A 12,751-nucleotide genomic window follows, 5' to 3' on the forward strand; every position below is an offset into this window, starting at 1 on the left:
GCTTGCTCAGTGTTCCTTGCTGCCGGGATAGGGAAGACGGATGCAAAAGGATGTACCCCGGCCCGGAACGCTTTGCACGGTAATATTGCCCCGGTGCTGCTGAACGATCCCGTAGACCACCGACAGGCCGAGGCCGGTGCCCTGGCCCTCCTCCTTGGTGGTGAAGAAGGGATCGAAGACCTTGGCCAGGTTTTTTTCCAGGATGCCCTGGCCGGTGTCGCGGATCTCGATAACCGCCTCCTGGGCCGCCATGGCGACGGTGGCGGCGATGACGATCTCGCCCCGGCGCTCGATGGCCTGGGCCGCGTTGATGATCAGGTTGATGAAGACTTCCTGCATCCGCTGCACGTCCATGGCCAGCACCAAGTCGCCGGGAATGCGGATCGAAACGGCGATGTCCGGCGGCACCTGGCTCTTGGCCAGCAGGGCCGCCTTGTGGGCGACGTCGGCCAGCGGGGCCTGACGGAGGGCAAAGTCCTGGCTGCGGGCGAATTCGAGCAGACTCTTGACCACGTCCCGAGCTCGCAGGGTTTCCTGGTCGATGTTGCGCAGCATTCGCTTGAGCAGGGGCGTGTCGCCGGAGTCGAACTCGTCGATGGCGATCTGGCAGGAGGTCGAGATGTTGTTGAGCGGGTTGTTCAACTGGTGGGCCACCCCGGCGGTCAGGGTGCCCAGGGAGGAGAGCTTTTCCGCCTGGATCAGCTGGTCCTGGCGTCGCTCGAGTTCCTGGACCATGATATTGCAGGCCTCCATCACCTGCTGGATCTCGTCCTTGCTGTTGATGACCTCGATCCGCCGGAACCGGCCCTGGGCAATGGCCTCGGTGGCCCGCTTGACCGCGGCCAACGGTTTGAACACAAAGTTGACGATCAAGAAGGAAAGGGCGATGCCGATGCAGATGGCCACCGACGACCAGATCACCAGCTGTTCCCGCAGCAGGGTAATCATGGAGTGGATCAGCTTCTTCTCGTTGTTGACGATATCATCGCTTATTTCCGATATTTTCTTGCCGTACAGCCGGATCTCCCCCGTGGCCTGGCCGTATTTTTCCGGATCGGTCTTTTTCAGGGCGAGCAGCTCGTAGATTTTTTTGGTGTACACCCCCATGTTGGTGTCGAGTTCCTTCAGTTTCGGGGTGATGGCCAACTCCCCGTCGTGCCCGAGGATCGCGTCGCTGATCTCCGAGGTCTTCTGGATCATGGTGATGGTGTCGTAGAGCGAATCCTCGCTGCCGTAGAGAAAGTAGTTTTTTTCGTATCGCCTCGATTCCAGGATATTGTTGTGGATGTTGTAGGTCAGCTCCAGAATGCCGGTCTTCTCCTCGGTTGCCACCAGGTCGTTATAGGAAACGACCCCCATGATGGTCACCGAGGCAATGTAGAAGAACAGGACCAGGGTGATCTTGGCAATCATCCCGAAGCGAAGGAATTTTTTCATGGCAATCAACCTCGTCGCGGTCGTCGGCCCGCTCCCTGCCGTTTGCCGGGCGCCTGCCCGTGCCGTTTTCTGCCGTCCCGATGTTCAAGCATGCTCCATGCCAGGGCTTTCGGCGCAATGGTGCAAGGCGCGGCGGCAGCCTCGAGGCGCTCAATACATCCGGTGGCGGAACAGCCAGGTGGCGAGCGACAGGGTCGCGAAGGCAATGAGCGACATCGGCCATAGCTCGTTCCAGAAATATTCCATGCCGGCGCCTTCCAAAAAAACACGGCGGACAATGACCAGGAAATATCGCATGGGGTCGAGATAGGTCAGGGTCTGCATGAAATTCGGCATGTTGGCGATGGGAGTGGAAAAACCGGAGAGGGTGACCGCCGGGACGATGAACAGAAAGGAGCCCAACAGGGCCTGCTGGAGGGTGTTGGAGAAGGAGGAGATCATCAGGCCGATGCCGATGATCGACAGCACGTAGATGACCAGGGCCGGCAACAGGGTGAGCATGTTGCCGACCAGGGGCACCCGGAACCAGTAGACCGCCACCGCCACGATGAGCACGGCCTCGCCGACCCCGACAATCAGGCCGGGCATGGCCTTGCCGATCAGGATTTCCCAGGGACGGAGCGGGGTGACCAGCAGCTGGTCGAAGGTACCGGCCTCGCGCTCGCGGGCCACCGACAGGGCCGTGACCACCAGGGTGACGATCATCGCCAGCAGGGCCACGATCCCGGGAACGATGAACCAGCGGCTCTCCAGGTTGGGGTTGAACCAGGCCCGCACCGCAAGCCGCGCCGGCAGGGGCGAGCCGGTGGTCTGTTCGATGCGCTCCTGGTTGAAGTCGGTGACGATGGTGCGAACGTAGTTGAGCGCCAGCATGGCGGTGTTGGAGTTGCGGCCGTCGATCAGCACCTGGACCGGGCAGCCCTCGCCCTTGGCAACCTCGGCCGAGCACTGCTGGCCGACATGGAGCACCAGCAGGGCGCCCTTGCGGTCGATCAGCGGCTTGATTTCCGCCTCCGCCCGCAGATAGCCGACCACCTCGAAGGCCGGCGAGCGCTCGAACCGGCCGACCAGATCGCGGGAAAAAGCGCCGCCGTCCTCGTTGTAGATGGCCAAGCGCGCGTGCTCCAGGTCGAAGGTGGCGGCATAGCCGAAGATCAGCAGTTGGAGGATTGGCGGCACGATCACCGCCATCCGGCTTTTCTTGTCCCGGAACAGGGCGAGGAATTCCTTGACGATCAGGGCGAAAAGACGGGAACTCACGGCAATGCCTATTCGAGCCGCTTCCTGGTCCGGCGGTGGACCAGGCCGTGGAAAAAGAGGCCCATCGCCGCCAGGGCGGCCGCGTTGGGCAGGATGACGCTCCAGACGTCGCCGACCAGGAACAGGGTCTGGAGAATGGCCACATAGTAGCGGGCGGCGATCAGGTGGGTCACGCCCTGGATGACGGCGGGCATGGACTGGATGTCGAAAATGAAGCCCGAGAGGATGAAGGCCGGGAGAAAGGTGCTGACCATGGCCACCAGGGCCGCCACGAACTGCGACTTGAAGACCGTGGAAATGAAAAAGCCCATGCCCAGGGCCACCCAGAGAAACAGGGCCGAGACCGCGAACAGCAGCCAGAGCGAGCCGCGCACCGGCACGTGGAACAGGGTTTCGGCCATGATCAGGGAGAGCACCAGGCCGCCCATGCCGAGAACGAAATAGGGGATCAGTTTGCCCAGCAGGATCTCGTTGACCGAAATCCGGGTCACCAGCAGCGATTCCATGGTGCCACGCTCCCATTCGCGGGCGATCACCAGGGCGGTGAGCAGGGCGCCGATCAGGGTCATGATCACCGCCAGGATGCCCGGCACCAGGAAGTCGGTGGAACGCACCTGGGGGTTGAACCAGATGCGTTGCTCCAGCTGCACCGGCGAGCGCAGGGTCCTGCCTGCCTTTTCCGCCTGCTGCTCCAGCCAGCCGAACCAGATGCCCTGGACATAGCCGTCGATCAGGCGGGCGGTGTTGGCGTCGACCCCGTTGATCAGCACCCCGATGGGCGGCGATTGCTTGCTCAGGTAATCGGCCGCGAAATTCTGGCGCAGCCAGATAATGCCGTCGACGGTCGACGCCCGCAGGGCACTTTCCGCCTCCTGGATCGACGGCAGATGGACCGGGGCGAAATAGGGCGAATGCTCGAAGCCCCCGGCAAAGCTGAGCGAGGCGCTGTCTGGCTGTTCGATCACCAGGCCCATCCGGATGTTGGTGGCGTCCAGAGAAACCCCGTAGCCGAAGATGAAGAGCAGTAGCAGGGGGAGGAAAAAGGCGATGGCGATGCTGGAGGGGTCGCGGACGACCTGCAGCCATTCCTTGCGGACGATGCCCTTGAGGCGGAGCAGCGGTCCCGGTTTCATGACGCGACCTCTGCCGGTTGACGATGCCGCAGCAGGCCGATGAAGGCGTCTTCCATGGAGGCCTCGCTCCCCGCGCCGCCGCCGTGGCGCTCCTTCATCTCCTCGGGCGTGCCCTCGGCCAGTACCCGACCATCGGCCATGATGACCAGGCGGTCGCAGTATTCGGCTTCCTCCATGAAATGGGTGGTGACCAGCACGGTGACGCCCTGGTCGGCCAGACTGTTGATCTGGGCCCAGAAGTCGCGGCGGGCCAGGGGATCGACCCCGGAGGTGGGCTCGTCGAGGAACAGCACCTCGGGCTCGTGCATCAGGGCCACGGCCAGGGCCAGGCGCTGCCTGAACCCGAGCGGCAGATCTTGGCTTTCGCTGGCCGCATAGGGTTCGAGGTCGAAGGTGGCAAGCGCCCAGTCGATCTGGCGGCGGCGGCGGGCGCCGTGCAGCCCGTAGGCACTGCTGAAGAAACGAAGATTCTGCCGCACGGTCAGGTTGCCGTACAGGGAGAATTTTTGCGCCATGTAGCCGATGCGGCCACGGGCTGCGGCCGCGGCGGTGCGCAGGTTCAGCCCGGCCACGGTGCAGGTGCCGCTGGTGATGGGCAAGAGGCCGCAGAGCATGCGGAAGGTGGTGGTCTTGCCGGCGCCGTTGGCCCCCAGCAGGCCGAAGATTTCGCCGGGCCGTACCCGGAAGCTGACCCGATCGACCGCGAAGAAAGAGCCGAATCGGCGCACCAGGTTGTCGACGGCGATCACGTCGCCGCCATTGGTCCGGCGGTCGATCCCGCCCAGGGCGATCCGGTTGTTTTCCCCATCGGTGGCCGCGTCCTTGAGGGTGGCTACGAAATAATCCTCGAACCGGGGCGGCACCGGCAGGGTTTCGGCCCCCGCAGGATTGGACAGGGCGGCCAGGGCCGGGGGATTGCCATCGCGGCCGACCGCCCGCACCGAGGTGCCCAGGACCAGGGCGTCGAGGATCGCCGGGTCGCGGCTCAGCTCGCGTTGCAGGGTGCGCTTGGCAAGCGCCGGGGCCCGGACGAGCCAGGTGCGGCCGCTCATTTGCCGGCTGAAGGCCTGGGGCTCGTCGTGGCCGAGGATGCGGCCGCAATGGATGAGCACCACCTCGGCGCAGCGTTCGGCCTCGTCGAGATAGGCGGTGCTGAGCAGCACGCTCATGCCCTCGGCCTCGACCAGGTGATAGACGATCTGCCACAGCTCCCGCCGGGAAACCGGGTCCACGCCCACGGTGGGCTCGTCGAGCAACAGCAGCTTCGGCGGCCGCACCAGGGTGCAGACCAGGCCCAGCTTCTGCTTCATGCCGCCGGAAAGCCGCCCGGCAAGCCGTCCCTGGAATTCCTCCAGCCCGGCCATGGCCAGAAGCTGCCGGTAGCGTCCACGGCGCTCCTTGGCCGGCACACCCTGGAGATCGGCATAGAGATCGAGGTTTTCCCGCACGCTCAAGTCCTCGTACAGGCCGAACCGCTGGGGCATGTAGCCGATCTGCGCCTGGACCGCCAGCGGATCGCGGACCACGTCCACGCCCAAAACCTGCACGGTTCCTCGGTCAGGGAGCAACAATCCGGCGCACAGCCGCATCAGGGTGGTCTTGCCGGCTGCGTCCGGTCCGATCAGGCCGGTGACCCTGCCGGGCCGGATGGCGCAGCTCACCTCGTTTAAGGCCGCGATCTGCTTTTTTTCCACCACAAAACCCTTGTCCACCCGATCGAGCGCCAGCACCGGCTCGGGCGGGGGGGCGGCACTGGCGAGCGGCGGGTTGGCGGTGGCTGGAAGGTGGACCATGGCAAGGGATGGCAATGCTGTGCGGCGGACAGAGGCGAACCGGCGCGCCGCTTGATCGATCAAGTTTGCGGCATCATACCACAGCACCGGGGCATTGCACCCACCTTTGCACGGCCACGGCCGGGATTCTTCGCCGTCAATCGGCGCCCATCCGCAAGATAGCGCTTCGTTTTTTTGGACGGATACGGTAAGTTTGGCTGCATTGCCGCCGAGCGTTTTCCGGTTTTCCCGGCCTTGATTGCCCGTTCCGCCACCAGGTACCATGGACAGCGATTCGCCCATCACTATCATTACCGCATCGGAATTCCTCCGCCACGACACCGGCGGCAGCGACCACCCCGAGGCACCCGAACGGATGCTGGCGATCACCGACCGGCTCGCCGAGGGCTACCTGGCCAACCGCATCCACCACCTGCCGCCCCGGCCGGCCGAGCGCGAACAGTTGATGGCCTTCCACACCGAGGACTGGTTGTTCCGCTTCGAGGAATCGGTGCTGAGCGGACGCACCTATATCGACCACCCCGACAACCAGGTGGGCTACGATTCCTATGAAATCGCCACCTTGTCCGCCGGGTCGGGATTGGTGGGCGTCGATCTGGCCGAGGCGGAGCCCGGCGGGATCGTGTTCTGCCAGACCCGCCCGCCGGGGCACCACGCCGAGCCCAACCAGCCCTACGGCTTCTGCTTCTTCAACAACTGCGTGATCGCGGCCCGCTACTGGCAACGGCAGTATGGGCGGCGCCGGGTCTGCGTGTTCGACTTCGACGCCCACCACGGCAACGGCATTCAGACCGCTTTCGAGGAAGAGGCCGATACCAGCTACATCTCCATCCACGAGCACCCCAGTTTTAGCTATCCGGGCACGGGTTGGGCCGAGGAACGGGGGATCGGCGCCGGCAAGGGCACCATCCTCAACCTGCCGTTGCCGCCGGGGGCGGGCGAGGAGCAGGTGCTGCGGGTTCTGCCGAAAATACGCCAATTTTTACAAGAGATTCGGCCCGATGCCCTGATCGTCGGCGCCGGTTTCGACGCCCATCGCGACGACGACATGTCCGGGCTGGCCTTCACGGTCGAGCTGTATCGGAAACTGGGCGTCTTTGTCCGTGAAATAGCCGAGGAATTCACCCAGAACCGGGTGGTGTCCATCCTGGAGGGCGGGTACAACCTGCGCCGGTTGGGCAGCTGCGTCGAAGCATATCTGCTGGGGCTGGCGGAGCGGGACGCATGAAGGCAAGCAGCCTGCAAGCAGAGACGATCATGGGAGGACCGCCATGTTTATTCGTTACCATATGACCCCCTCGCCGATCACGGTCACGCCGGAGACGACCGTGGCCGAGGCGATGGACGTAGCGCAGCAGAAAAATATCCGCCATCTCCTGGTGGTGGACGACCGGGGCGAGCTCCAGGGCATCCTTTCCGACCGGGACCTGCGCTCGGCCCGGCCGTCGTCCGTGGCCCGCAGCCGGGAACGGCACCGGGTCGAAGAGCAGGTCAACAACACGCCGGTAAGCGTGCTCATGACCCGCGACTGCCTGACCCTTAACCCCAACGCCACCCTCGACGACGCCTTGCTCCTCTTCCAATATCGCAAGATCGGCGCCCTGCCGGTGGTGAGCGACGAGGACAAGGTGGTCGGCATCTTCACCACCGCCGACCTGATGAACGCCTACCGCAGCCTGTTCGGCCTGGGCGAGAAGGGATCGGTGCTGATCTCGATCGAGGACGTCGACGATCCCCAGGCCATGTCCCGGCTGGCGCGGGTGATGGAGGAAAAGCAGGTTTCCTTCACCCGCCTGGTGCGGACGGACGGCGGCGACAAGCGCCGGGCCATGATTTATCTCCGTATCAACACCTATAATATCCGGGCCGTGCACAAGGCGCTCGAGGCCGCCGGCTTCACCATCCACGTCCCCGAAGAATTCAAGGAATAGAGACTGCTATGCTGGAAAAGCTGTTTACGCCCAGGTCGATCGCCCTGATCGGCGCCTCCCGGACCGAGGGCAAGGTCGGCTATTACACCATGTGCAATTTGGTGCAGAGCGGATTTGCCGGGCCGATCGTGCCGGTCAACCCGGCCGGAGGCGAGCTTTTCGGGCTCAAGGTCTATCCCCGGCTGGCGGATTATCCGGATCCGGTGGATCTGGTGATGGTGGCGGTGCCGGCGGACCAGGTCCTGGCCGCGGCCCAGGAAGCGGTGCGCAAGAAGGCCGGAGCCTTGGTGGTCGTGGCCTCGGGTTTCAAGGAATCCGGTCGCCAGGGCCGGATCATCGAGGTGGAACTGATCGAGATCTGCCGCAAGGGCGGGGTGCGGCTGCTCGGGCCCAACTGCTTGGGGGTGATCAACACCAAGATCAACCTCAACGCCTCTTTTTCCAAACGCTCGCCCCAGGCCGGGCAGTTGGCCATCCTTTCCCAGTCCGGCGCCCTGTGCACCGCCATGATGGACATTGCCGACGAACGGGAGCTTGGAGTGTCCAAGGCGGTGTCCATCGGCAACAAGGCCGACATCACCGAGGTCGACATTCTCGCCGCCCTGGCCCATGACGAGGAGACTCGGGTGATCGTCGGCTACCTCGAGGATATCAGCGACGGCGACAAGTTCGTCAAGGCGGCCGAGGAGGCGAGTGCGCACAAGCCGGTGGTGATCCTCAAGGCCGGGACCACCGTGGCCGGTGTCAAGGCCGCGGCCAACCATACCGGCGTGCTGGCCGGCAAGGATACCGCCTACGGCGCCGCCTTCAAGCGGGCGGGCATCTGCCGGGCCGACAGCTTCGAAGCCCTGTTCGATTACGCCACCGCGCTGGCCCTGCAGCCGACCCCCAAGGGCGACCGGGTGCTGATCATCACCAATTCGGGCGGTTCTTGTACCATGGCCGCCGACGCGGTGGAAAAGGCGGGCATGAGCGTCACCCCTCTGAGCGACCGGCTGGCCGCCCAGCTCCGCGAACAACTGCCATCCGCCGCCTTCATCGACAATCCCATCGACATCTCCGCCGCCGCCGAACCCCGCCACTACGCCGCCGCCATCGACATCGCCGCCGCCGACCCGGACATCGATTCGATCCTGGTGGTGCTGGCGCCCCAGTACATGACCGAGCCGGCGGCCACGGTGCGGGCGATCGTGGCCCATCTCGACGACAATACTCCGGTAATTGCCTCCTTTCTCGGCGGCAGCGACATCATGCCCTCGCGCAAGGAATTGGCCGCGGCGGGGCTGCCCTTCTACGAATCGCCGGAACGGGCGGTCGGCGCCCTCAAGACCATGCACGAGTACGGGGTCTGGAAGAACCGGCCGGCTCGCCATGTGGTCCGCTTTCCGGTCAACCGGCGACGGGTCGAACGGATCATCACCCGGCGGCAGCGGACCAACCGCCTGCGGCTGGGCGAGGTCAAGTCCAAGGACATCCTCAAGGCCTACGGCTTCCGCGTGCCGCCGGGACGCCTCACCACCAGCCCGGAGGAGGCGATGGAAATCGCCCGCTTCATTGGGTTTCCGGTGGCGCTCAAGATCATTTCGCCGTCGATCGTCCACAAGTCGGACCTCGGCGGGGTGCGGCTCAACCTGGGTTCCGCCCAGGAGGTGGCCGACGCCTTCGACCTGATGATGCTGCGTATCAACAAACACGCGCCCAACGCCATCATCGGTGGCATTTACGTCGAGAAAATGGCGGAAAAGGGGCTGGAGGTGATCATCGGCATGACCCGCGATCCCCAGTTCGGGCCGATGCTGATGTTCGGCCTCGGCGGCATCTTCGTCGAGGTGATGAAGGACGTCACCTTCCACCTGGCGCCGATCACCGAGAACGAGGCCGTGCAAATGCTCAAATCGACCCGCTCCTACGAATTGCTCCAGGGCAAGCGCGGGGTCAAGGAGGTCGATCTCCAGGCCATTGCCGTGGCCATGCAGCGCATCAGCCAGCTGACCACCGATTTTCCCCAGATCCTCGACCTGGAAATCAACCCGCTGATCGTCGGCGAGGTCGGCAACGAGCCGGTGGTGGTCGATGCCAGCATGACCTTCGCGCCGCTCCCCGAAGAGCATTGAGCCGCGTCCCGGCGCATTGTCCGTTGTTTTGAAGAGGAAAGACCCATGGAATACGTGAAGGATTGGCAGGAAATCTATAACGACATGATTGCCACCCCGGCCCAGGCGCTGAGCCATCTCAAGTCCGGGCACCGGGTGTTCATCGGCACCGGCTGCGGCGCCCCGCAGGAGCTGATCGCGGCCATGACCGGCCGGGCCCGTTCGGTGTCCAATGTCGAGATCATCCAGCTGATCACCAAGGGCGACGCCCCCTATGCCGACAAGAAGATGTCGGACAGCTTCGCCATCAACGCCTTTTTCATCAGCTCCAACATCCGCGACGTCATCCAGGAGGGATTCGGCGACTACACCCCGATTCTCCTGTCCGACGTGCCCGGCCTGTTCAACTCGGGCAGCCTGCCGATCGATATCGCTTTGATTCAAGTGACGCCGCCCAACTGCTACGGCCAGGTGAGTCTCGGTATTTCGGTGGACATCACCCGCAGCGCCATCGACAACGCCTCCCTGGTGATCGCCGAGGTCAACCCCAACATGCCCTGGACCCACGGCGACACCCGGATCGACATCCACGACCTCGACATCCTGGTGCCGGTGGACCGCCCCATCCTCGAGCGGGAATTGCAGATTCCCAACGAGATTAGCCGCAAGATCTCCCAGACCGCCGCCGCCCTGATCCCCAACGGTTCGACCATCGAGTTGGGGCTGGGACGAGTGCCGGGTTACGGCCGCATTCCCCAGGCGGTGATGGAATTTCTCAAGGATCGCAAGGACATCGGCTTCCACACCGAAATGATTTCCGACTCGATCATTCCTCTGATCGAGGCCGGTGCCGTGACCGGGGCGATGAAGTCGATCGACAAGGGCAAAATCACCGCCAGCTTCTGCATGGGCACCAAGAAGCTCTACGATTACATCGACGACAACCCGCTGTTCAGCTTCCGGCCCACCGAATATATCAACGACGCCAATGTCATCGGCAAGCACAAGCGGATGGTGGCGGTCAACATGGCTCTGGAAATCGACCTCACCGGCCAGGTCTGCTCCGACTCAGTGGGCGGCCGTTTCTACTCTGGCATCGGCGGCCAGATCGACTTTAACCGCGGCGCCGCCCATTCGGAATCGGGCCGGGCGATCATCACTCTGCCGTCGCTCAACCGCGAGGGCACCGAATCGCGGATCGTCTGCACTCTGCAACCCGGCTCCGGGGTGACCATCAACCGGGCCAGCGTCCACTACGTGGTCACCGAATACGGGGTGGCCTATTTGCACGGCAAGTCGATCCAGGAGCGGGTCATGGCCCTGATCTCCATCGCCCATCCCGACTTCCGGGAAAAACTGTTCCGGGAAGCGGTGGAGGCCAAGTACCTCCGGCCCAACCTGGCCCGCTTCGCCAACCGCTTCCTGGCGCCGGTGGAGGAGTCGGTTCGGACCAACTATCTCATGCAGGACGGCACCGAGGTCACTTATCGTTCGATCAAGCCCACCGACGAACCGCACATGCGCGACCTGATCTACAATCTCAGCCAGGAGACCATCTATTACCGGTTCATGAGCCACCAGCAGCGGTTCACGCCCCGCCAGATCCAGGATTTCGTCTACATCGACCACCGCCGGGACGTGGCCCTGGTGGGCACCATCCCCGAGGCTCACGGCGAGCAGATCATTGCGGTCGGCACCTATTATCTCAATGAAAAGACCAACATGGCTGAGGTGGCCTTCGTGGTCCGCGACGGTTGGCAAAACAAGGGCCTGGGCACCTTCGTCTTCCAGCACCTGACCAAGATCGCCAAACGCAACGGCATTGCCGGCTTCACCGCCGAGGTGCTGCGCGAGAACGAGCGCATGCAGGCGGTGTTCAACCACTCCAATCTCAAGGTGCAAAGCCGGTTGGAGGAAGGGGTTTACAGTTTTGTGATGGAATTCTAGCGGGACCGGCAACACCTCCTGTTTCGTCGAAAGCCCTCGGACTTTTCACGACTAAGAGGAGAAAAACCAAACCGTATGGAGTGAGAATTCGAGCAAGAGCGGCAAGTCTCTCGTCTTCGAGTCAGGGATTTGTGATGTATCGTTTCGTTACGTACGAAGAACCCCGGTTGCTCCAAGCCAACTCGTCGAAATTGCGTTATGGCGAGAGGCTTCTCGCTGTTCCGAAATAAAAAAAACGCCGTTTCCGCTGCGCTGCCGGACCAACCCAAGCAATAAACAGATCAAGGCACAGGATTTGGTTGAGAAAAGATCTTGCTCAGCCTTGTCGTTTGAACAGGATCTTGACAGAATCGCATGCAGGCAATCTTAGAAAAAATAGTAGAATTTATCTTTTGGCTGATATTTACCGTGATCCTGTATTGGACAGGATATTACGTTTGGTCAGCGATCACCTTTGGTTATTCGGCAAGATTGGCGAATCGATTGATTGAGAGGTCTGTCTTTCGCTCGGTAATAGTTGAGTATATTTTTATGATCACTGGTTTTTCTTTTTATTTGTTTGTCTTCCATTATGGAAATAAATTGTATGACAAATTCGGTGCGTGATAACCGATGCGATTTTGCAGACACCCTTCGGAACGATAATAAGAGCGATAATAAATAAGGGATCTGAATGGTTATTTGCACTCTATGGACATAACAAAAATACCGTTCAACAAATTTATCGAAATCATCGAATCGGATACCGAAGGCCATGTGCTTGAGCTTGAATTAAGGGATTGCGTGAAAAATCACTTGGGTACGTTTCACGCTAGTGCCCAGTTCGCTCTTGCTGAAGCATGCAGTGGTTTGGCGCTGCAAAAACATTTCCCGCACCTGGAAAATTCGGTTGTTCCTGTGTTGAGGAAATCGGATGTTAAATTTAAAACTGATTACCATCAAATCTCAGCTTGCTTCAGGAGGTGTTGCGGGATGGGTTGGGTTCGCAGAGCCACATGAATCAGCCGATTCCCCATAGTGTGCAATTGGAACCGCCGATTGAAGCGATAGCAGAATTCGGCAAGGTACCGGGGCAAGTGTTTGTCGCTGATGGCGTGATAGGTGCCACGCAGGGAATTCTTCACATTGCCGAGCACGGTGTTGAGCCATTGGAACAC

General features: G+C 62.1%; 10 protein-coding genes. 5 read left to right on the plus strand and 5 right to left on the minus strand.

Features of this window, described 5'->3' with window-relative positions; genetic code table 11:
- Nucleotides 1–6: 6 nt before the first annotated feature.
- The 4 genes from RMR13_RS02215 to RMR13_RS02230 form a co-directional block, all read right to left on the minus strand.
- Nucleotides 7–1,437 carry an ATP-binding protein gene (locus RMR13_RS02215; RefSeq protein WP_310599010.1) on the minus strand — a complete coding sequence of 477 codons (1,431 nt, stop codon included), beginning with the start codon at nt 1,435–1,437 and terminating at the stop codon, nt 7–9.
- Between the two features lie 150 nt (nt 1,438–1,587).
- Nucleotides 1,588–2,697: an ABC transporter permease gene (locus RMR13_RS02220; protein WP_310599011.1), complete on the minus strand. Its 1,110-nt coding sequence runs from the start codon at nt 2,695–2,697 to the stop codon at nt 1,588–1,590.
- Nucleotides 2,698–2,705: 8 nt separating this feature from the next.
- Nucleotides 2,706–3,830, minus strand: a complete 1,125-nt coding sequence (locus RMR13_RS02225) for an ABC transporter permease (RefSeq protein WP_310599012.1) — start codon at nt 3,828–3,830, stop codon at nt 2,706–2,708.
- A complete protein-coding gene (locus RMR13_RS02230) occupies nt 3,827–5,623 on the minus strand; it encodes an ATP-binding cassette domain-containing protein (RefSeq protein WP_310599013.1) in 1,797 nt (598 codons plus the stop codon). The genes RMR13_RS02225 and RMR13_RS02230 overlap by 4 nt, the downstream gene beginning before the upstream one ends.
- 262 nt (nt 5,624–5,885) lie before the next feature.
- Here RMR13_RS02230 and RMR13_RS02235 point away from each other — a divergent pair, with 262 nt between their 5' ends.
- The 5 genes from RMR13_RS02235 (at nt 5,886) to RMR13_RS15355 (ending at nt 12,593) form a co-directional block, all read left to right on the plus strand.
- On the plus strand, nt 5,886–6,851 hold the full coding sequence (locus RMR13_RS02235; RefSeq protein ID WP_310599014.1) for a histone deacetylase: 966 nt from the start codon (nt 5,886–5,888) through the stop codon (nt 6,849–6,851).
- Nucleotides 6,852–6,894: 43 nt separating this feature from the next.
- A complete protein-coding gene (locus tag RMR13_RS02240; protein ID WP_310599015.1) occupies nt 6,895–7,554 on the plus strand; it encodes a CBS domain-containing protein in 660 nt (219 codons plus the stop codon).
- 8 nt (nt 7,555–7,562) lie between these two features.
- A complete protein-coding gene (locus tag RMR13_RS02245) occupies nt 7,563–9,668 on the plus strand; it encodes an acetate--CoA ligase family protein (RefSeq protein ID WP_310599016.1) in 2,106 nt (701 codons plus the stop codon).
- A 45-nt stretch (nt 9,669–9,713) separates the two neighbouring features.
- The gene (locus RMR13_RS02250; RefSeq protein WP_310599017.1) at nt 9,714–11,594 is read left to right on the plus strand and encodes a GNAT family N-acetyltransferase; all 1,881 of its coding nucleotides are present in this window, start codon (nt 9,714–9,716) and stop codon (nt 11,592–11,594) included.
- Between the two features lie 690 nt (nt 11,595–12,284).
- On the plus strand, nt 12,285–12,593 hold the full coding sequence (locus tag RMR13_RS15355; protein WP_409070242.1) for a PaaI family thioesterase: 309 nt from the start codon (nt 12,285–12,287) through the stop codon (nt 12,591–12,593).
- Here RMR13_RS15355 and RMR13_RS02255 read toward each other — a convergent pair.
- Nucleotides 12,533–12,751, minus strand: a 219-nt coding sequence (locus RMR13_RS02255) for a transposase (protein ID WP_310599018.1), incomplete at its 5' end; no start/stop codon positions are given. The genes RMR13_RS15355 and RMR13_RS02255 overlap by 61 nt on opposite strands.

Source organism: Desulfobulbus sp., from assembly GCF_031547805.1.
Lineage (GTDB): Bacteria > Desulfobacterota > Desulfobulbia > Desulfobulbales > Desulfobulbaceae > Desulfobulbus.

Coding starts and splice junctions, on each gene's coding strand:
- RMR13_RS02235 (WP_310599014.1), top strand. CDS start 5,886: ATGGACAGCGATTCGCCCATCACTATCATTACCGCATCGGAATTCCTC.
- RMR13_RS02225 (WP_310599012.1), bottom strand. CDS start 3,830: ATGAAACCGGGACCGCTGCTCCGCCTCAAGGGCATCGTCCGCAAGGAA.
- RMR13_RS15355 (WP_409070242.1), top strand. CDS start 12,285: ATGGACATAACAAAAATACCGTTCAACAAATTTATCGAAATCATCGAA.
- RMR13_RS02250 (WP_310599017.1), top strand. CDS start 9,714: ATGGAATACGTGAAGGATTGGCAGGAAATCTATAACGACATGATTGCC.
- RMR13_RS02215 (WP_310599010.1), bottom strand. CDS start 1,437: ATGAAAAAATTCCTTCGCTTCGGGATGATTGCCAAGATCACCCTGGTC.
- RMR13_RS02230 (WP_310599013.1), bottom strand. CDS start 5,623: ATGGTCCACCTTCCAGCCACCGCCAACCCGCCGCTCGCCAGTGCCGCC.
- RMR13_RS02240 (WP_310599015.1), top strand. CDS start 6,895: ATGTTTATTCGTTACCATATGACCCCCTCGCCGATCACGGTCACGCCG.
- RMR13_RS02245 (WP_310599016.1), top strand. CDS start 7,563: ATGCTGGAAAAGCTGTTTACGCCCAGGTCGATCGCCCTGATCGGCGCC.